A 20657-nucleotide genomic window follows, 5' to 3' on the forward strand; every position below is an offset into this window, starting at 1 on the left:
GCGTTCCTAAACCTCGTGACGCCACGTCACAAGGCCATTACGATCAATGAGTTGACAGCGCAGGCCATCTTGCCGCCCCTCCCCGCGCGGGCGTAGACCAGATCGCACGGGACTCGCCAGGGGAGAGAACGGGGCAGTGATGCGCAGCACTCTTCGTACACGCAGGGCACCGCTACAGCGGCGTACCACAGCCAGGATCGCCTCGGCCGTCGTCGCGGGCGCGCTCGCTCTCACCGTCACCGCGTGCGGCGGTGACGACAGCGACGACGGCGACAAGGGCTCCGGCGGCGACAAGGAGACCGGGACCGCGCTCCGGCTGCCGAAGCTGGACGGGGAGAACGTCTCCGTGGCCGCCGTGTGGGGCGGCGCGGAGCGCAAGGTGTTCCTGAAGGTCCTGGACGAATTCGAGAAGCGGACCGGCGCCAAGGTCTCCTTCGTGCCCGCGCAGGACCCCATCATCAGCTTCCTGGAGTCGAAGGTGGCGGGCGGGGCGCCACCGGACGTCGCGATGCTGCCGCAGGTCGGTGCGATCGAGCAGGCCGTGGCGAACAAGTGGGCCAAGCCGGTCGGCGCCGAGGCCCAGAAGCAGCTCGACAAGAACTACGCCAAGGGCTGGCAGGATCTGGGAGCCGTCGACGGCAAGCAGTACGGCGTGTACTTCAAGGCGGCCAACAAGTCGCTGATCTGGTACAACACGCTCGTCTTCGAGAACGCCGGCGTCAAAGCCCCGAAGACCTGGGACGAGTTCATGGAGGTCTCCCAGACAGTCTACGACTCCGGTGTGGCGCCGGTATCGGTGGCGGGTGCCGAGGCGTGGACGCTCACCGACTGGTTCGAGAACATCTACCTCTCGCAGGCGGGCCCGGAGAAGTACGACCAGCTCGCCCAGCACAAGATCAAGTGGACGGACCCGTCCGTCAAGAACGCGCTGACCACGCTCGGTGAGCTGTTCGGGAAGAAGGGCTTCGTGGCGGGCGGCGCGGACGGCGCGCTGCAAACGGAGTTCCCCGCGTCCGTGAAGCAGACCTTCCGGGGCGGCGACCAGCCGAAGGCGGGCATGGTCTTCGAGGGCGACATGGTCTCCCTCGCCATTTCGGAGACGAAGGCGAAGGTGGGGACGGACGCCAAGGTGTTCCCCTTCCCGGCGGTCGGTGACGAGTCCCCCGCCGTGGTCGGCGGCGACGCCGCGGTCGCGCTGAAGGACAGCAAGGGCGCGCAGGCGCTGCTGACGTTCCTGGGCTCGCCGGACGCGGCGGAGATCTGGGCGGAGGCGGGCGGCTTCATCTCGCCGAACAAGAGCCTGGACATGTCGGCGTACCCGAACGACGTGCAGCGCAATATCGCCAAGGCGCTGATCGAGGCCGGTGACGACATCCGCTTCGACATGTCCGACCAGGCCCCGCAGTCCTTCGGCGGCACGCCGGGCAAGGGCGAGTGGAAGGCCCTCCAGGACTTCCTGAAGGACCCGAAGGACGTCGCCGGTACGCAGCGGGTCCTGGAGACGGCCGCCGCCAAGGCCTACAAGGACTGACGCGGTGGCGTCCGCGAACGCCGAGGGCACCCCGCGGGTGGTGCCCCCGGCCCCGACCTCGCGCAAGAGCGTGACCGGCACCCGCAAGGCCGTGGCGGTGCTGTTCCTGCTGCCCGCCCTGGTGCTGCTCGGCGCGCTCGTCCTCTACCCCATCGGGTACTCGCTGTTCCGCAGTTTCTTCGACAAGTCGGGCGACTTCACCGCGTTCGGCAACTACGAGACGCTGTTCACCGACGACAGCATCGTGACCGCCATCAAGAACAACGCGATCTGGCTGGTGGTGGCGCCGACCGTGGCGACCGCGCTCGGCCTGATCTTCGCGGTGTTGACGGAACGGGTGCGCTGGGGCACGGCGTTCAAGCTCGTCATCTTCATGCCGATGGCGATCTCCATGCTGGCCGCGGGCATCATCTTCCGGCTCGTGTACGAGTCCGATCCCGACCGGGGCGTGGCCAACGCGGTGGCGGTGAGCGTGCACGACACGTTCGCGGAGGCGTCGGCGTTCCCGCAGGCGCATCCGAGCATGAACTCGCCCCTCAAGCCGGCGGGCGGCGGCGCCTTCATCACGAAGGAGCCGGTCGAGGCGGGCAAGCCGGTGGTCCTGCCGCTGACGGGTGTGCCGCCGAACGAGATGCCGGACGACGCGAAGGCCGCGGAGCCGGCGCGGGCCGACCCGGACCGGGTCACCGGCACGGCCTGGCAGGACTTCACGCGCGGCAAGGGCAGGGGCGAGCCGAACGCCCCCGACTCCTCGGAGTTCGGCTACGCGGGCATCAAGATCGAGGCCGTCAAGGACGGCGAGGTCGTGGCGTCCACGGAGGCGGCGGCGGACGGCACCTTCGCGCTCCCCAAGGAGGCCGACGGAGCCCAACTCCGCTATCCGGCGTCGAACTTCCGGGAGGCGTACAACGGCGTGGACTGGCTCGGCCCGAGCCTGATCACGCCCGCGATCATCGGCTCCTACCTGTGGATGTGGGCGGGCTTCGCGATGGTCCTGATCGCGGCGGGCCTGGCGAGTGTGCCGCGTGAGCTCCTGGAGGCGGCGCGCGTGGACGGCGCCAACGAGTGGCAGGTGTTCCGGCGGGTGACGGTGCCGCTGCTCGCCCCGGTCCTCGCGGTGGTGCTGGTCACGCTGATGATCAACGTACTGAAGATCTTCGACCTGGTCTTCGTGATCCCGCCGGGCTCGTCGAAGGACGAGGCGAACGTGCTGGCGGTCCAGCTGTACAACTCGGCGTTCGGCGACCGGGACGCAGGCGTGGCGAGCGCGATCGCCGTCCTGCTCTTCCTGCTGGTGATTCCGGTGATGCTCTTCAACATTCGGCGGATGAGGCGGGAGGCGCAGCGGTGACGACGCAGACCGAGACCGTGACCGTCAAGGGCAAGCAGTCCCTGGGTGCGCGTATCGCCTCGGCGCTGGGCGGCACCGCGCTGCGCGTGTTCCTCGTGCTGGTCGGCCTGTTCTGGCTGGTGCCGGCGGTCGGGCTGCTGATCGGCTCGCTGCGGACGCCCGCCGACATGAGCGAGAGCGGCTGGTGGAAGGTCTTCGGCGCGCCCTCGCAGCTGACGCTGGACAACTACTCGAACCTGCTGGAAGACGACACGATCACCGACTCGATCCTGGCCAGCGTCATGATCACCGTGCCGGCGACGCTGCTCGTCGTGGTGATCGGGGCGCTCGCCGGGTACGCCTTCGCGTGGATGGATTTCCCGGGGCGCGACTGGTGGTTCATCGGCGTGGTGGGGCTGCTCGTCGTGCCGGTGCAGGTGGCGCTCCTGCCGGTCTCCAAGCTGTTCGGCGAGATCGGCATCTTCGAGACGACGATCGGCGTGATCCTCTTCCATGTGGCGTTCGGCCTGCCGTTCGCGATCTTCCTGTTGCGGAACTTCTTCGCGGAGATCCCGCGTGAACTCCTGGAGGCGGCCCGGCTCGACGGCGCGGGCGAGATGCGGCTGTTCCTGCGGGTCGTGATGCCGCTGGGGGCGCCCGCGATCGCCTCGCTCGGCATCTTCCAGTTCCTCTGGGTCTGGAACGACATGCTGATCGCGTTGATCTTCGCGGACTCGCAGAACCCGCCGATCACGGTCGCGCTCCAGCAGCAGGTGCGGTTCTTCGGCGACAACGTGCAGATCCTGGCGCCGGGCGCGTTCATCTCGATGGTGATTCCGCTGGCCGTGTTCTTCGCGTTCCAGCGGCAGTTCGTCTCCGGGGTGATGGCGGGAGCGGTGAAGTAGGGGACAGGGGGACAAGTGGAGGGACAGGAGCCGGACGGGGCGTGGACATGACCCGTCCGGCCTCCGCGAGAATGGCGTAGCTGCGCGAGAGCTCTGGGACATATGCGGTCAGAGTGGACAGATGTACCACTTGAGTCTGCCGCCCCGCCGCGGTCCCGGACCGCTGCCTCCTCTCGTACGACGTCTGCGCGCCAGCGCACGGACCGCACGTTTCCGCTTGGAGCGGGCCGCGGCGGGGCGACAGCGGGGGCCCGGCGTGGACGCGGGCCCACGCCGTGGGACCGGGGCGCCGCTGTTGGTGCCCGTGCACTTCTCGCTGCGGGACAGCCGGACCCTCAACCTCGCGCTCCGCGCGGAAGGCGTACTCGGCGGGCCGGGCGGCGCGCGCCTCGTGCTGGCGCGGGGGCCGCGCAGGGTCGTCGTGCCGCTCACCCGGGAGGCGCGGCTCGGCGGCGTGCCGCTGCTGACGGCCACGGTGACGCTGCGCGGCATGGGGGACGGCGTGTGGCGGGTCGTCGTCGAGGCGCGGGGGGCCGACGGGGGCGTACGCCGGTACGGGCTCGCACCCGTCGACACGGGTACTCCCACCACACCGCAGGCCCCACCACCCGCGTCCCCCACCACCCCCCACGCCCCCGACCCCCTGACCGGCACGCTCGTGCGGATTGTCCGGGCGCGGAGTGGGCGGGCCGTGTTGCAGGCGACGCGGTCGCGGGTGCGGGCGGAGCTGGGGCGGTTCGTGCCGGCGGGTGACGGGATCACGGTGTACGGGCGGCTCGTCGCGGGGAACCGGGGGCTGCCGGGGAAGCCCGGTGCCGAGGTCGGGGCCGAGGCCGTGCGGCGGCGGGACGGCGTCGTCGTACCGGCGGACGTGTCCTGGCACGGGGACGCCTTCACGCTGCGGGTGCCGCTCGGCGCGATGGCGAAGGCGGGGGGCGGGCAGTGGGTGTGGGACTTCCGGGTGGGTCCGCTGCCCCTCGGCCGGTGGCTGACCGACGTACGCGACCCGTCCACCGCCTTTCCCACCCCCTTCCGCGTCTACGCGCTGCCGGACGGCGCCCTCGTCCGGGCGCACGCCCACTTCACCCGGACCGGCGCCTTCGCGGTGACGTGCTGGGACATCACCACTGAGGCCACCCGGAGGCCCGGCACGACAGGGCAGCCCGGCAGGGCAGGCCAACCCGGCGCGGCACGAGAGCCCGCCGCAGCAGGAGAGCCCGGCGAGGCGGGAGAGCCCGGCACAGCAGAAGAGCCCGGCACGGCACGAGAACCCGCCACAGCGCAGGAGCCCGGCGCCGTGACGGAGTCCGGCGGGCCCGAGCCCGACGTCACGCGCGCGTTCGCGGAGGAGACCTCATGAAGATCACGTACCTGCTGGGCTGGGGCGACGAGATGGGCGGTACCGAGCTCGCCACGTACACCCAGGCGCGGCACCTCGCGGAGCGGCCGGGTATCGAGGTCGAGGTCGTCTCCGTCTTCCGGACCCGCGCCGAACCGTTCTTCGCCGAGGCGCGCGGGCTGCCCGTGCGCCACCTGGTGGACCGCACCGTGACGCCCGAACGCCCGGTGCGCGAGAGCGAGTTGGACGACGCCGCGTGCCGTACGCTCGCCGCGCTGCCCAGCGAGCTGATCAGGCCCGCCTGGGAGGACGCCTTCGACCGCCTCTCGGACATCGAGATGACCGCCGCGCTCGGCGCGATCGACACCGACGTGCTGGTCACCACGACGCCCGCGCTCCTCGCCGCCGCCGTGGCGCTCGCGCCCGCGCGGGTGGTCACCGTGCACCAGGAGCACCGCCCCACCCAGCGCCGCGGCCCGTCCGGCGAGCCGCTGCTGCTGCACGCGCCGCGCCTGGACGCGCTGGTCACGCTCACCGACCGCACCCGCGACTGGCTCGCGGAGTCGCTGGGCGCCACCGCCCCCGAGCTCGCCGTCATCCCGAACGCCGTGCCCGACGGCTTCCGGCCGCGCGCGGACGGCGAGGGCAAGGTCATCGTGATGGCGGCGCGGCTGACCGGCGAGAAGCGCGTCGACCACGCCGTCCGGGCGTTCGCGCAGGTCGCCGACGCGCATCCGGAGTGGACGCTGCGGATCTTCGGCGGGGGCCACCGCGAGCGGCAGCTGCGCCGCCTGGTCGACGGGTTCGGGCTTCAGGACCGGGTGGAGCTCCTCGGACCCTGCCGGGACATGGCCGCCGAGTGGGCCAAGGCCGGGCTGAGCCTGATGACGGCGGGGCACAACGAGGCGTTCCCGCTCGTGCTCCTCGAAGCGCTGGCCGCCGGGGTGCCCGTGGTCGCGTACGACGTGCTGACGGGGCCCGCCGAGATCGTGCGGCATCGTGTCGACGGGTTGCTGGTGCCGCCGGGAGAGGTCGATGAACTCGCGGTGGCGATGGGCGAGTTGATGGGGGACGACCGGACTCGGCGCACGTACGCCGAAGCCGCGCGCGAAGGCGTCTACGCCCGCTTCTCCTCCGCGGACGTCACCGCGCGCTGGGAGGAGCTGTACACGCGGCTCGTCGCGGGGCGCGACCGGCCCGAGCGGCTGCGCGGGCGCGCGGACCGGGTAGCGCTCGGCGTGGCGTCCGGCGGCAGCGGCTTCCGGCCCACCGCCCCGCACACCTTCGACGCCGCGGCCGCCGTCGACGAGCACGCACGCGAGGAGGAGATCCGCGCCGCCGACGGCACGGGCCGCGTCATCCGCTCGGTGGGCCGCCTCGCCGAGCGGCGCGACGACGTGCTCGCGCCCCGCATGGCCGACTGGAACCTGGAGCTCGCCGCGGACGCCCTGGCGGCGCAGGACGTCCCCTACGTCCTCGTCCGCACCACCAACGGCACCGCCCACACCCTGGCCGTGGCCGAGGACGACCGGGGCCGCGCGCTGAAGGCGCTCGCCGGGGCGCTGCGCGGGCAGCCCGTCTACGCCGAGCTGGTCAACCCGCGCGACGCGGCGCCCGGCACCGTGCTCGCCGAACGCCTCGACACCATCGGCGAGTTGGCGGGCGTCAAGCTGTTCAAGCCGGTCACCACGACCACGCTGTCGCTGCGGCACGGCGCGGGGCTCGCCTGCACGGTGGGCTTCTGGACGCGGACGCCCGACGGGTGCTTCCGTGCCCCGTTCGGCGCGACGCTGGCGGGCGCCGAGCTGCCCTCGCTCACCCCCACGGCGACGCTGCGCGTGGCCGACCGGGCGTATCCGACCCTGGACGTGTTCACCGAACTCCTCATCAAGGACGTCGACTTCCCCATCGACGCGGTCTACACCTGGGTCGACGACTCCGACCCCGAGTGGCGTGCCCTGCGCGACGCGACGCTCGGCGGCGGCGCCGCGTCGGCCGACAACGGCGCGGTGCGCTTCCGCAACCGCGACGAGCTCCGCTTCAGCCTGCGCTCCCTCGCGATGTACGCGCCGTGGATCCGGCACGTGTACCTCGTCACGGCCGGGCAGATCCCGCCGTGGCTCGACCGGGACCACCCGGGCCTGACGGTCGTCGACCACCGCGATCTGTTCGCCGACCCCGAGGCGTGCCTGCCGACCTTCAACTCGCACTCCATCGAGTCCCAGCTGCACCGCATCGAGGGCCTGTCGGAGCACTTCCTCTACTTCAACGACGACATGTTCCTGGGCCGCCCCACCACCCCGGACACCTTCTTCCTCAGCAACGGCCTCGCCCGCTTCTTCTGGTCGTCGGCGTCGGTGCCCGCGCTCCCGGTCACGGACGCCGACGAGGGCTACCTGGCCGCGGCGAAGAACAACCGGGAGCTGCTGCGCCGCGCGTTCGGCAGGACGACCACGCACACCTTCTTCCACGTGCCGTACGCGCTGCGCCGCAGCGTGCTGCGGGAGATCATCGAGCGCTTCCCCTCGCAGCTGGCGGCGACGGCCCGCAGCCGGTTCCGCTGCCGCGACGACTTCTCGCTCGTCTCGTCGCTGCACCACCACTACGCCTACCTGACCGGGCGCGCGGTGCCCGCCGGCATCTCGTACGACTTCGTGGACATCGGGGACCGTGCCGACCACGCGCGTCTCGGGCGGCTGCTCCAGAACCGCGACAGGACCGCGTTCTGCATCGGGGAGTCCCCCGACGGCGGGGTGACGGACGAGGAGATGGCGCTCGCCATCCGGTCGTTCCTGACGGCGTACTTTCCGGTGCGCTCGCCCTACGAGCTCTGAGAAGCGGAGAGGAAGAGCCGGCGGACGACGCGTTCGGCGGCCTTTCCGTCGTCGTAGGGGCAGAAGCGTTCCCGGAACGCCGTCCGCAGCGCCGTCGTCTCCGCCGTGTCCCAGCCGCCGTACCGGAACAGCCCGGCCAGCTCGTCCTCGGTGGTGGCGACGGCGCCCGGGGTCTCGCCGGGGCGTCCGGAGAGCAGGTCGAAGTAGGTGCCGCGGGCGAGGCGGTAGGCCTGCCAGTCGGGGGCGTAGGTGACGATGGGGCGGTCCAGGCAGGCGTAGTCGAACATCAGTGACGAGTAGTCGGTGACGAGGGCGTCGGCGGCCAGGCACAGCTCCTCGATGTGCGGGTGCCCGGTGACGTCCACGAGCTGGGGGTGGCTCTCCAGGCCCGCGTCGGCGCCGTAGAAGTAGTGGGCGCGCACGAGCACGACGTACGACGGGCCGAGCGTCTCGGCGAAGCGGCGCAGGTCGAGGCGGGGCAGGAAGCCCTTCTGGTAGTCGCGGTGGGTGGGCGCGTAGAGCAGCACGGTCCGTCCGTCGTCGACGCCCAGCTGTGCCCGGACGCGGTCCGCTTCCTCTTTCCCCGCGGTGAAGTAGACGTCGTTGCGCGGGTAGCCCGCCTCCAGGGGCTGGTAGGCGACGGACGGGTAGACGCGCTCCCAGACCTCCGTGGAGTGCGGGTTCGAGGAGAGGCTGAAGTCCCACTGGTCGGTGTGGTCGAGGACCTTCTGGAAGCTGATGCCGTGCGTGCCCGCCGGGTAGCGGCGCTGGTCGAGGCCCATCGTCTTCAGCGGGGTGCCGTGGTGGGTCTGGAGGTAGAGCTGGCCGGGGCGTTTGGTGAAGCCGCCGGGGAAGCTGGAGTTGTTGACGAGGTACGTCGCCGTGGCCATCGTCTGCCAGTAGCGCCGGGAGCCCTCGATGACGTACTCGACGCCCGGGGGCACCCGGTGCTTGTTGCGGCTGGAGACCACCCAGACGCCACGGATGTGCGGGGCGAGTTCGCGGGCCTTGGCGTGGATCGCGGCCGGGTTGCAGGAGACGCCGCGGTTCCAGTAGGCGCCGTAGACCGCGAGGTGCGGGTCGAGGGGGCGGCGCAGGTCGGCGCCGTACGCGGCGCGCATGGCGCGGGCCCGCAGCTTCTTCTTCTGCCGCGTCAGCCTGCGGGTGACGCGCAGCCGCCGGGTCTCGGCCTTGCGCGGGCCTTCGTAGGCGGTGAAGGAGCCGGTGGTGAGGGCCTTGCCCTCGGGGGTCCTGGGTGCGGTGCCCGCGGGGGCGTACGCCCGGTGGACGCGGGAGGCCTCGCGGAAGAAGTCGCGCCGGTCGGCCTGCCGGATGCGGCCGGGGTCGTCGAGGACGGCGAGCAGGTGTGCGGCGGCGTGCGGCAGGAGCCGGGCGCGCTCCTCGGGTCCGGCGGCCGCGAGCAGCTGCTCGTACCGTCCGACGACGGCGAAGTGCGCGCGGCCCGGCGTCTTGGTGAAGCTGCCCGCGCGCCGCTCGCGCCAGCGCACGCAGGGCCGGTCGAGTACGGCGACGCGGTCGCCGGCGCGGAGGGTCGCGGTGTGGACCGGCACCACGTCCTCGTAGGCGCCCGCGGAGAACGCGAGGTTCTGCTCCCGCCAGAAGTCGCGCCGGAAGACGCGGTTCCAGGCGGCGGGGGTGACGGCGAGGGGGTCGCCCGTGAGGTCGTCGCCGCCGGGGCGGACGTGCTCCCACCAGTCGACGCGGTCGTGGGCGCAGAGCAGGACGTCGGGGCCGTCCGCCGCGGTGAGGGCGGCGTCGACGGCCGCGAGGGCGCCGGGGAGCAGCAGGTCGTCGCCGTCGAGGAAGAGGAAGTGGTCGCCGGTGGCGCGGTCGGCACCGGTGTTGCGGGCGGGTCCTGTGCCCGTCCGGTCGGGGACGCGGACGAGTTGCGTGCGCGGGTCGCGCTCCGCATACTCCGCGGCGATCGCGGCCGAGGCGTCGGGGGACGCGTCGTCGACGACGATCAGTTCGAGGTCGCCGAAGGACTGGGTGAGCACCGACTCCAGGCACGCGCGCAGGTAGCCCTGGACGCGGTGGACGGGGACGACTACCGAGAAGCGCGTCATGGGCACTGACCGTAGTCAGCCGGACACCGCCTGTCGAAGACCGCGCGTCACTCGTTGGGGTGGTCGAGTGCAGAGAACTTGACCGTCGTGCGACGCGATCGGGCAAAGGGGGCGAATATGCCGTTATCCCCACCGAAAGGCCGGTTCTCGTGCAGCCCCGTCTCAGCGTCGTCGTACCCATCTACAACGTCGAGGAGTTTCTGGAGGAGTGCCTGGAGTCGATCGCCGGGCAGACCATGGACGGACCGGGCCTGCTGGGCGGTCCCGAGGCGCGCGGCGGCCTGGAGTGCATCCTCGTCGACGACGGTTCGACGGACGGCAGCCCCCGCATCGCCCGCGAGTTCGCCGCCAGGGACCCCCGCTTCGTCTACGTCCGCCAGCGCAACGCCGGACTGAGCGCCGCCCGCAACACCGGGGTGCGCAAGGCCTCCCCCACGGCCGAGTTCCTCACCTTCGTCGACAGCGACGACGTCGTGCCGCACGACGCGTACGGACGGATGATCGCGAGCCTCGACGCCACCGGCTCCGACTTCGTGAGCGGCAACGTCTGGCGGCTCACCGAGCGCGGGCGCTCGCAGGCCTGGCAGTACAAGTGGCTGACCGAGGCGCGCGCCAGCACCCACATCTCCGAGGACCTGGACCTGCTCGCCGACCGCGTGGCCTGGAACAAGGTGTTCCGCCGCGCCTTCTGGGACCGGCACCGCTTCACCTTCCCCGAGGGCAAGCTCTACGAGGACACCCCCGTGATGATCCCGGCGCACTTCCTCGCCGGATCCGTGGACGTGCTCAGCGACCACGTCTACTACTGGCGGGTCCGCGAGGGCTCCATCACCCGCCGCCGCACCGACGTCAAGGGCGTCCGCGACCGGATCGCCGCGTGCGCGCACGTCAGCGGGTTCCTCGCCCGGCACGCGCCGGAGATGAAGAAGACGTACGACGCGTCGTGCCTGCGCGACGACTTCGTGTACTTCCTGGAGGGGCTGCCGATGGGCGGCCCCGAGTACCGTTCGGCGTTCCTCACGGACACGGCCGCGTTCCTGCGCCGCGCCGACCCGGAGGTGCTCGCCGGGCTCCCCGTCGACCTGCGCGTCAAGTGGCAGCTCGTCCGCGAGTCACGCACCGCCGAGCTGATCGAACTGCTCGCCTTCGAGCGGGCCAACGGCACGGCCTTCCAGGTGCGCGGGAAGGTGCGGCGCAGCGCCGTCCTCCCCGGGGTCGGGCCGCTGCCCGACAAGGTGGCGCGCCTCGGCCGGGGCGAACTCCCCGTCGTGGCCCGGGTGAGCGAGGCGCGGTGGGACGCCGAGGGGAAGCTGCGGATCAGCGGCTACGCGTACGTGCGCAACCTGGAGGCGACCCGCCCCGGGCACACCCTGAAGGCGGGCCTGCTCAAGTCCGCGCACAGCAGACGCCAGATCCGCCGCGTGCCGACGCGGACCGTCACCGCGCCGGAGGCCACCGAGAGGTCCCGGCAGCGGCTGCACTGCTACGACCTGTCCGGCTTCGAGATGACCGTCGACCCCGAGCAGCTGAGGACCGGTGGCCGCTGGCGGCCGGGGAACTGGCTGTTCGGCGTGGTCGTCGCGGGCCACGGCACGGTGCGGCGGGCGGCCGTCCGGTCCTCCGACGGGGCGTCCGCGCAGTCCCTCGTACGGGAGCTCGGCGACGGGCTGCGGCTCGTCCTCGGCTTCAGCAAGGGCCGGCTCGTGCTGCGGATCCAGGAGTACGCGGCGCGCGTGGAGGCCCACCGGCGCGACGGGGACGACGTGGTCCTCACCGGCACCCTGCCCGGCGGCGCCCGGCCCACCTCGCTCCGCCTGACCCACGCGCCGACGCAGACGGAGTTCGACTGCCCGCTGCGCGTCACCGGCGACCGCTTCGAAGTCCGCGTCCGGCTCGCGGACCTGGACGGCGTGCCGCCCACCCCGCACCTGGCGCCCAAGGAGGTCGAGCCGCCGCACGGCGAGCGGTGGCGGGCCAACCTCGTCCTGCCCGACGACACCCTGAAGCCCCTGGCCGCCGCCCTCGGCCTGCCCCCCGGCCGGTACACCTGCCCCACGGGCCGCGAGCTGTGCGCCACCGCCAACGACCAGGGCCGCCTCGTCGTCGAACTGACCCGCCGGCCGATCGCCGACCGCGTCACCTGGGGCCCGGACGACACGCTGACCGTGGAGGGCTCGCTGTCCGGGACCGCCTGGCACGAGCCGGAGCTGGTCCTGCGGCACAGCGGCCGCGACGAGGAGCTGACGGTACCGGCCGAGCAGGACGGCGACCGCTTCCGTGCGGTGGTCGCGCCGGGCGGCGGGGTGCTGCGCGAGGGCCGGTGGTACGCGTTCCTGCGCGACGGCACAAGGACCGGCGACGGCACCGGGAGGGCCGCCGAGGACGGAATGCCCGTGCGGCTGCTGGCATCCGCCGCCGGCACGCTGCCCCTCCACCGCACCGCACAGGGGCGGGAGTTCACCGTCGACCGGCGGTTCGGCGACCGGCTGCTCGTCGAGGCGGGCTCGGTCCTCTCCCGGTCCGAGCGCGGCGCGTACCGGCGGCACAGGCTCCGCACCGTCCACTACCCGAGCCGCCGCCGGCTGCCGCTCACCGACGCCGTCCTGTACTTCGACGGGGACTCGCCGCGCGCCGTCCACGAGGAGCTGGTGCGGCGCGGCGCCGACGTGGAACACCTGTGGGTCACGCACGACCAGCAGACCCGCGTCCCGGCCGGCGCCAAGGCCGTCGAGGAGCACAGCGCCGACTGGTACGAGGCGCTGGCCCGCTGCCGCCGCATCGTCACCGCGGGCCACCTGCCGGACTTCTTCGAGCGGCGCCAAGGTCAGCTCGTCCTCCAGACCTGGAACGGCGCCCCCCTCAAACGCATCGGCACCGACCTGACCGACACCCTCTACGCCGACCACGGCCACCTCGACGCCCTGCCGAAGCTGTCCCGCCAGTGGGACGTGCTCGTCTCGCCGAACCGGTTCTCCACCCCGCACCTGGGCCGCGCCCTCGCCTACGACGGCGAGATCCTGGAGGCCGGCTCGCCCCGCAACGACGTGCTGTTCGACGACGACCGGCAGAAGGTCGCCGAGCGGGTCCGCCGCGAGCTCGGCATCGCCCCGGACAAGCGGGTCGTGCTGTACGCGCCGACGTACCGCGACCACCTCGCGTACTCCCCCGGCCGGTTCCGCTACGAACCCGCGCTGGACTTCCGCGCGGCCGAGTCCGTGCTCGGCGACGACCACGTGCTGCTCGTCCGCAAGCACCCGCTGACGGCGGGCCGGCTGCCTGGGGCCCGTGCCCCCTTCGTGCGCGACGTCTCCGCGCACCCGCGGGCCGCCGAACTGCTGCTGCTCGCCGACGTGCTGGTGACGGACTACTCGTCGCTGATGTTCGACTTCGCGCACACCGGGCGCCCGATGCTGTTCCACGCGTACGACCTGGAGCACTACCGCGACACGGTGCGCGGCTTCTACCTCGACTTCGAGACCAGCGCCCCCGGCCCGCTGCTCGCCTCCACCGGTGAGGTCGTCGAGGCGCTGCGCGACCTGGACGCGATCTCGGCGCGGCACGCGGACGCGTACGCGGCGTTCCGCGAGGCCTACTGCGACCTGGACGACGGGCGGGCCGCGGCCCGTGTCGCGGAGAGGCTCATGCGGTGAGCGGGGCGCTGCTGACCCGCAGGGCCTGCCACGGCGCGACGGCGCTGGGTGGCGGCCGGCGCAGGCGTCCGAGCCCCTACCTCGTCGTCGGCGGGCTGTTCTGGCTGGTGATGTCGCTGGCGTTCTGGCGGGTCCCGATGTGCTGCGACTTCGGCCAGCACGCGGCCGTCGTCGAGCGCCTGAAGGACAACCTCCTGCACCCGGCGCACCCGATGGCGGACCTGCCGGGCGACGGCAGCGCCTACTACTCGCCGTACGCCGTCGCGCAGGGCGCGTTCGCGTGGGCCACGGGGCTGGCGGGCTGGGAGGTCGTCAAGCTCGCGGGTCCGCTGAACCTCCTGGTCCTGCTCACCGGCATCGGCCGCTTCGTCCGCGCCCTGACGCCCCGCCCGTGGGCGCCGGCCCTCGCGCTGTTCGCGATGGTGCTGCTGTGGGGCACGCGGATGGCGTGGTGGAGCGGCTATCTGGGCCTGATGTCGATGACTGGGAACCTCGGCTACCCGTCGACGTTCGCGATCGGCCTGGCGTTCTGGGCGTGGGCCTGGGCGGGCACGCTCGTCCACCGCGCGGGGCGCTCCTGGTGGCCGTATGCCGGGCTCGGTGTCCTGTGCGGGCTGATCCTGCTCATCCACCCCATCTCGTCGGTGGCGGCGGTGATCGGCGTCGTCGCGTTCGCCGCGTCGGACCGCACGGCGGGGCGCCGGGTGTGGCGCTGGGCTGCGACCGCGATGACCGCGGCGGCCGTCGCGGCGCTCTGGCCGTACTACAGCGTCTTCTCCCTCGTCGGCGACGCGTCCGTCGACTGGATCCACCGGCAGCTGTACACGGAGATGCCGCAGCGCTTCTGGCTGGCGCTGCTCGGCCTGCCCGCGCTGTGGCTCCGCTTCCGCAGGGACCGCAGGGACCCGCTGGTTTTGATGTTCGCCCTGGAGTGCGCGGTCGTCGCGTACGGCTGGGTCAGCGGCCACTACACGTACGGCCGCATCCTCGGCCTGACCCTGGTGCCCCTCCAGTTCGCCCTGGCCATCGAGCTCGTGGCGCCCCGCCCCTGGGGGTGGCGGCGCGGCGCGCTCGTCGGGGCCGCGGCCCTCGGCGCCTGCGTCGGCTTCTTCCAGATCCAGGCGGGTGCCGTCGTGCCGCGCTCCCTCGACCCGGTCGGCTTCGACCAGCCGCCGCGCTGGCCCGGGTACGGGTGGGCGGTCGGCCATCTGCGCAAGGGCGACGTCGTCCTGACCGACGGCTACCGCCCCACCCGTTCCGTGCCCGGCTACGGAGCCAACCTCGTCGCCCCCGCCTGGCCGGACGCCTCGCTCGACGAGGACGTGCGCAACCGCCGCCTGGCGGCCGTGCGCGCCTACCTCTCCCCGGAGTCCACGCGCGCCGAGCGCACGGCGATCGTCCGCCGCTATCAGGTGCGGTGGCTGCTGCTCTCGCCCGGCCAACGCGTCCCGCCCGAGGCGGTGGTGGTCAGCTGGAGCCGGCGCACGGGTGAGGTGCTCGCGCGGGTCGGTGGCGCGCAGCCCGCGGACCGGGACGGTGCGAAACCCCCGTACCGGAAGGGCGCGGCCCCCACCAATAGCCCCCTAATCGGATAATTACGAGAAACGCCTAACATTTCCCCTGTGGACCGCATCCTGCCTCACCCGACTGCCCAGAACACTCCTGCCACTAACCCGTCCGCCCCTCTCGCCTCCCTCGTCTCCGTCGTCGTGATCGGCTACAACGACGCGGCCCACGTCGCGGACGCGGTGCGCTCCGCGCTGGCCCAGGGCCCCGTCGTCCGTGAGGTGATCGCGGTCGACGACTGCTCGACGGACGGCAGCGGCGAGATCCTGGCCGCGCTCGCCACCACGGACGGGCGCGTGCGGATCCTTCGCCGCGAGACCAACAGCGGCGGCTGCGGCACCCCCCGCAACGACGGGATCGACGCCGCCGCCGCGCCCTACGTGATGTTCCTCGACAGCGACGACGTGCTGCCGCCCGGCGCGGCCGACGCGCTGCTCGCCGCCTCGCTGCGGCACGACGCGGAGGTCGCCTCCGGGCTGTGCGTGCGCCGCGAGCTGCCCGCCGGGCGCGAAGTGCCCTGGCAGCCCGAGCTCTACACCCGGGCCCGGCTCGTCGCCCGCCCCGAGCTGCGCACCCGCCTGGTCCACGACACGCTCTGCGTCAACAAGCTCTACCGCACGGCGTTCCTGCGCGAGCACGGCATCCGCTTCCCCGAAGGCCGCTTCATCTACGAGGACTTCGTCTTCATCGCCCGGGTCCTCGCCGCCGCGCCGCGCATCGCGCTCGTCCCCGACACGGTCTACGTCTGGCACGTGCGGCGCGCCGCCGCCAAGCTGTCGATCTCCCTGGACCGCTCCGGGATCGCCAACTGGCAGGCCCGCATGGAGGCGCACCGCCAGTCCGTGGAGATCCTGCGGGACGCGCGCGGCACCGGCGGCAAGCGGCTCGCACGGGCGGCCCGCGCCAAGTTCGTCGACCACGGCCTGCGCATGTACACGCGTGAACTCACCGCGCGCGGCGAGGAGTACCGGCGCGAGTGGTGGGCCCTCACGCGCGCCTACCTGGCGACGTTCGACGCCGCCGACCTGGAGGCGGCGCCCGCGCCGGGCCGGGTCATCGCCCGCGTGATCCTCGCCTCCGAGCGGCCGCGCGACCTGGCCCGCCTGAAGCAGGTGGCGGCGCGCCCGGCCCGGCTCGCGCCGCCGTATCCGAGGGCGGCCGACGCCACGCCGGTCTGGGCCGACGACCTGCCCCGGGTCACCCTGGAACACCTGCTCGTACGCCCCATGCGGCTGCTGCCCGTCGCGGTCGACGGAGAACTGCGCCCGCGCGCGGCCGGGTCGCGGCTGACGCTGCGGCTGCACGAGCTGTACGGGCGCGTGGCGGACGCGGGTCCGGCCACGGTCGACGTCGAGCTGGTCCACCGGCACGACGGGCGGCCCGGACTGCGCCGGACGGCGGCGTTCGGCCCCGGGCGGCCCGACGGGACGTGGACCGCCACCGTGCTGCTCGACCTCGGCTCGCTCGCCGACGGCGTGTGGGACGTACGGCTGCGGCTCCACTTCGACGACGGGACGGCGCGCGACACGACCGCGCACGCCGTCGCCGGGCCCGGGCTGCTGCGCCGCACGGCGGTGCCGAGCCGGCGGCGCGGGGTGCTGCTCGTCCAGCCGTACGCCACACAGGCGGGGAACCTCTCGGTGCGGCTCGCGCCCGGGGTGCGGGGCGTGGCGGGGGTCGCCAAGCGGCGGCTGGCCCGGCTGCTGCGCTCGGTCCGCAGCGCCGTGGGCCACTGACACGTCCCCGACACGGCCTCTGCGACACTGCACGTCCACGGATCACACTCGCGACAAGACAGGACAAGACGACCATGACCTGGCTGATCACCGGCGGCGCCGGATACATCGGGGCGCACGTCGTCCGCGCCATGACGGAGGCGGGCGAGCGGGCCGTGGTCTACGACGACCTGTCCACCGGCATCGCCGAGCGCGTCCCCGACGGGGTGCCGCTGGTGGTCGGCTCGGTCCTCGACGGCGAGCGGCTCACCCGCGCCTTCGCGGAGCACAAGGTCACCGGCATCGTGCACCTGGCGGGCAAGAAGCAGGTCGGCGAGTCCGTCGAGCGCCCGCTGCACTACTACCGCGAGAACGTGGAGGGCCTGCGCGTCCTCCTGGACGCGGCGGTCGCGTCGGGCGTCGCCCACTTCGTCTTCTCCTCCTCCGCCTCGGTGTACGGCATGCCCGACGTCGACCTCGTCACCGAGGAGACGCCGTGCCTGCCGATGAGTCCGTACGGCGAGACGAAGCTGGCCGGCGAGTGGCTGGTCCGCGCGGTGGGCCGCGCGCACGGCCTGGCGACGGCGTCCCTGCGCTACTTCAACGTGGCGGGCGCGGCGGCCCCCGAGCTCGCCGACACCGGCGTCACCAACCTCGTCCCGATGGTCTTCGAGAAGCTCACCGCGGGCGAGGCCCCGCGCATCTTCGGCGCGGACTACGCGACGCCGGACGGTACATGCGTCCGGGACTACATCCACGTCGCCGACATCGCCGAGGCCCACGTGGCGGCGGCCCGCGCACTCGCCTCCGCCGCGCCCGGCACGGACCTCACCCTCAACATCGGGCGCGGCGAGGGGGTTTCGGTCCGCGAGATGACGGACCTCATCAACGAGGTCACGGGGTACGACACCCCCGCCGAGGTCATCGCCCGCCGCCCCGGCGACCCGGCCCGCGTGGTCGCGTCCGCCCAGCGCATCGCCACGGAACTCGGCTGGTCCGCGAAGCGCGACGTCCGCGAGATGGTCGCGTCGGCGTGGGCGGGCTGGCTCCACCAGCACCAGCACCAGCACCCGGACGCGGCGCGAAGCTAGGTCCTAGTCTCCGGTGGCCCGGTGACGTTGATGGTCACCGGGCCACCGAAGCCCCCGCCCCCGTCACCTCACAGCGCCCGCAACCCCGCCGCCGTAGCCTCCGCGAGTCTGCCCAGGTAGCCCTTGGGCAGGTCGGCCCGGACCACGACAGAGCGCCAGTAGAGCGGGCCCGAGACCAGGTCCAGGGCCAGGTCCTCGTCGGCGCCGGACCGGATCTCACCCCGCTCCACCGCCGCCCGCACGATGCCGCTCGCCACACCGTGCTGGCCTTCGCGCAGCGCCTTCTGGAGCGCCTCCGCGATCTCGGGGTTGCGGGCCGCCTCGGCCTGGAGGTCGGGGATGATCTGGGACGCGACGGGGTGGCGGAGTGCGCGCGAGGTGACCTCGTACAACAGGCGCAGGTCTCCCTCCAGGGAACCCGTGTCCGGGGCCGGGAGCCCCTGCACCGCTATGGCCGACACCAGGTCGAGGACGAGGTGCAGCTTGGACCGCCAACGGCGGTAGACCGCCGTCTTGCCGACCCCCGCGCGGCGCGCGATGCCCTCGATGGACATGCGCGCGTAGCCGACGGAGGCCAGTTCCTCGAAGACCGCGGCACGGATCGCCTCGGTCACGTCCTCGCGGAGCACTGCCGCTCCGGCGGGCGCCCTGCGGCGCGGCTGTTCACCCTGTGGCCTGCTCGTGGTCATACGGCAAGCATAGAGCGTTACGACGATACGGTTGCGTTGCGACGTCGCGGCGTCCTACCCTCGGCGTTGCGACGATACGGGCCCGTCCCGACGTGCAGGCCGTACGCACGTACACCCCGTACACCCCGTACGCCACGTGCACGCCGTACGTCACGGGCCCGACGCGCTCCTCAGCCTCCCCCGAGCGAAAGCGACGGACGTGAGTCAGGTCCTCGACGCACCCCCGCCGGCCACCACGGCGGCCCCTCTCTCCCCCGCCGAACTGGCCGCCCTGCACGGCCTGAGCGTCAGCGGCGCCCGGCCCTCCCTGCCCGCCTACGTCCGGCAGCTGTGGCAGCGCCGGCACTTCATCACCGCCTTCGCGACCGCCAAGCTGACGGCCCAGTACAGCCAGGCCAAGCTCGGCCAGCTCTGGCAGGTGATGACCCCGCTCCTGAACGCGGCGGTCTACTACTTCATCTTCGGCGTGCTGATGAACACCAAGCGCGACGTCGAGGACTACGTCCCCTTCCTCGTCACCGGCGTCTTCGTCTTCACCTTCACGCAGCAGTCCGTGATGGCCGGGACACGCGCGATCTCCGGCAGCCTCGGCCTGGTCCGCGCCCTGCACTTCCCGCGCGCCTCGCTGCCCATCTCGTACTGCCTGCAACAGCTCCAGCAGCTGCTGTTCTCCATGGGCGCGCTGCTCGTGATCCTGCTCTGCTTCGGCGTCCCGCCCACCGCGTCCTGGCTGCTCGTGGCGCCGGTCCTGGCGCTGCAATTCACGTTCAACACCGGCCTGGCGCTCGTCATGGCGCGGCTCGGCAGCAGGACACCGGACATCGCGCAGCTGATGCCGTTCGTGCTGCGCACCTGGATGTACGCGTCCGGGGTGATGTGGAGCATCGACGCCGTCCTGAAGGACCGGCACCTGCCGGGCGTCGTACAGACCGTCCTGGAGGCCAACCCGGCCGCCGTCTACATCGACCTGATGCGGTTCGCGCTCATCGACACCTTCCACGCGGACCAGCTCCCGCACCACGTCTGGGCGTGGGCCCTGGGGTGGGCGCTGCTCGCCGGCGTCGGCGGGTTCATCTACTTCTGGAAGGCGGAGGAGACGTACGGCCGTGGCTGAGAACGGGAACGAGAACGCGCCCACCGTGATCGTCGACGCCGTCGACATCGTCTACCGCGTGCACGGCGCGGGCGCCACGGCGGGGCGCGGCGCCGCGACCGCCGCACTCGGCCGGATCCTGAAGCGGGGCGGCGCCGGCGGCGTACGCACGGTGCACGCCGTCAAGAACGTGTCCTTCACGGCGCGCGAGGGCGAGGCCATCGGCCTCATCGGCACCAACGGCTCGGGCAAGTCCACGCTGCTCAAGGCCGTCGCGGGGCTGCTGCCCGTCGAGCGCGGCCGCATCTTCACCGACGGCCAGCCCTCGCTGCTCGGCGTCAACGCGGCCCTGATGAACGACCTGACCGGCGAGCGCAACGTCCACCTCGGCGGCCTCGCCATGGGCATGTCCCGTGAGCAGGTCAAGGAGCGCTATCAGGAGATCGTCGACTTCTCCGGGATCAACGAGAAGGGCGACTTCATCACGCTGCCCATGCGGACGTATTCATCGGGCATGGCGGCCCGCCTGCGGTTCTCCATCGGCTCCGCAAAGGACCACGACGTACTCCTCATCGACGAGGCCCTGGCCACCGGCGACCGCTCCTTCCAGAAGCGCTCCGAGGCCCGCATCCGCGAGCTGCGCGAGCGCGCGGGCACGGTCTTCCTGGTCAGCCACAACAACAAGTCGATCCGCGACACCTGCGACCGCGTGCTGTGGCTGGAGCGCGGGGAGCTGCGGATGGACGGCCCCACGGAGGAGGTGCTTGAGGCGTACGAGCGAGGGTGACCCGGGGAGGGCCCGCGTGGCCGCCGAGCCCCGAGGTCGT

13 protein-coding genes are annotated in these 20657 nt (G+C 72.7%); 11 read left to right on the plus strand and 2 right to left on the minus strand.

Going from position 1 to position 20657, the window contains the following annotated elements; genetic code table 11:
• Nucleotides 1–139 precede the first annotated feature (139 nt).
• The 5 genes from ACZ4Z4_RS04275 (at nt 140) to ACZ4Z4_RS04295 (ending at nt 7939) form a co-directional block, all read left to right on the plus strand.
• On the plus strand, nt 140–1531 hold the full coding sequence (locus tag ACZ4Z4_RS04275) for an ABC transporter substrate-binding protein (protein ID WP_468321843.1): 1392 nt from the start codon (nt 140–142) through the stop codon (nt 1529–1531).
• Nucleotides 1532–1535: 4 nt separating this feature from the next.
• Nucleotides 1536–2882: a carbohydrate ABC transporter permease gene (locus ACZ4Z4_RS04280; protein ID WP_468321845.1), complete on the plus strand. Its 1347-nt coding sequence runs from the start codon at nt 1536–1538 to the stop codon at nt 2880–2882.
• Nucleotides 2879–3766: a carbohydrate ABC transporter permease gene (locus tag ACZ4Z4_RS04285; RefSeq protein ID WP_468321848.1), complete on the plus strand. Its 888-nt coding sequence runs from the start codon at nt 2879–2881 to the stop codon at nt 3764–3766. Before ACZ4Z4_RS04280 ends, ACZ4Z4_RS04285 begins: the two co-directional genes overlap by 4 nt.
• Before the next feature lie 121 nt (nt 3767–3887).
• Complete coding sequence (locus tag ACZ4Z4_RS04290) at nt 3888–5126, plus strand: collagen-like triple helix repeat-containing protein (protein WP_468321851.1); 1239 nt, start codon at nt 3888–3890, stop codon at nt 5124–5126.
• Nucleotides 5123–7939: a stealth conserved region 3 domain-containing protein gene (locus tag ACZ4Z4_RS04295; RefSeq protein WP_468321852.1), complete on the plus strand. Its 2817-nt coding sequence runs from the start codon at nt 5123–5125 to the stop codon at nt 7937–7939. Before ACZ4Z4_RS04290 ends, ACZ4Z4_RS04295 begins: the two co-directional genes overlap by 4 nt.
• Here ACZ4Z4_RS04295 and ACZ4Z4_RS04300 read toward each other — a convergent pair.
• Nucleotides 7927–10026 carry a CDP-glycerol glycerophosphotransferase family protein gene (locus ACZ4Z4_RS04300; protein WP_468321855.1) on the minus strand — a complete coding sequence of 700 codons (2100 nt, stop codon included), beginning with the start codon at nt 10024–10026 and terminating at the stop codon, nt 7927–7929. The genes ACZ4Z4_RS04295 and ACZ4Z4_RS04300 overlap by 13 nt on opposite strands.
• A gap of 149 nt (nt 10027–10175) precedes the next feature.
• On the opposite strand from ACZ4Z4_RS04300, the gene ACZ4Z4_RS04305 reads away from it, so the two are divergent.
• The 4 genes from ACZ4Z4_RS04305 (at nt 10176) to galE (ending at nt 18048) form a co-directional block, all read left to right on the plus strand.
• Entirely contained in the window at nt 10176–13676 is a 3501-nt protein-coding gene (locus ACZ4Z4_RS04305; protein ID WP_468321857.1) for a bifunctional glycosyltransferase/CDP-glycerol:glycerophosphate glycerophosphotransferase, read from the plus strand.
• A complete protein-coding gene (locus tag ACZ4Z4_RS04310) occupies nt 13673–15271 on the plus strand; it encodes a hypothetical protein (RefSeq protein WP_468321860.1) in 1599 nt (532 codons plus the stop codon). Before ACZ4Z4_RS04305 ends, ACZ4Z4_RS04310 begins: the two co-directional genes overlap by 4 nt.
• Before the next feature lie 114 nt (nt 15272–15385).
• On the plus strand, nt 15386–16978 hold the full coding sequence (locus ACZ4Z4_RS04315; RefSeq protein WP_468322142.1) for a glycosyltransferase family 2 protein: 1593 nt from the start codon (nt 15386–15388) through the stop codon (nt 16976–16978).
• A 74-nt stretch (nt 16979–17052) separates the two neighbouring features.
• Nucleotides 17053–18048 carry a UDP-glucose 4-epimerase GalE gene (galE, locus tag ACZ4Z4_RS04320; protein WP_468321863.1) on the plus strand — a complete coding sequence of 332 codons (996 nt, stop codon included), beginning with the start codon at nt 17053–17055 and terminating at the stop codon, nt 18046–18048.
• A gap of 68 nt (nt 18049–18116) precedes the next feature.
• On the opposite strand, the gene ACZ4Z4_RS04325 is transcribed toward galE, so the two are convergent.
• On the minus strand, nt 18117–18737 hold the full coding sequence (locus ACZ4Z4_RS04325) for a TetR/AcrR family transcriptional regulator (protein ID WP_468321866.1): 621 nt from the start codon (nt 18735–18737) through the stop codon (nt 18117–18119).
• Between the two features lie 199 nt (nt 18738–18936).
• Between ACZ4Z4_RS04325 and ACZ4Z4_RS04330 the strand changes: the two genes are divergently transcribed.
• Together ACZ4Z4_RS04330 and ACZ4Z4_RS04335 are read left to right on the plus strand one after the other, a co-directional pair.
• Entirely contained in the window at nt 18937–19851 is a 915-nt protein-coding gene (locus tag ACZ4Z4_RS04330) for an ABC transporter permease (protein ID WP_468321870.1), read from the plus strand.
• Nucleotides 19844–20617 carry an ABC transporter ATP-binding protein gene (locus ACZ4Z4_RS04335; RefSeq protein WP_468321872.1) on the plus strand — a complete coding sequence of 258 codons (774 nt, stop codon included), beginning with the start codon at nt 19844–19846 and terminating at the stop codon, nt 20615–20617. The genes ACZ4Z4_RS04330 and ACZ4Z4_RS04335 overlap by 8 nt, the downstream gene beginning before the upstream one ends.
• The last annotated feature ends 40 nt before the right edge of the window (nt 20618–20657 follow it).

Source organism: Streptomyces sp. NPDC030245 (assembly GCF_055572995.1).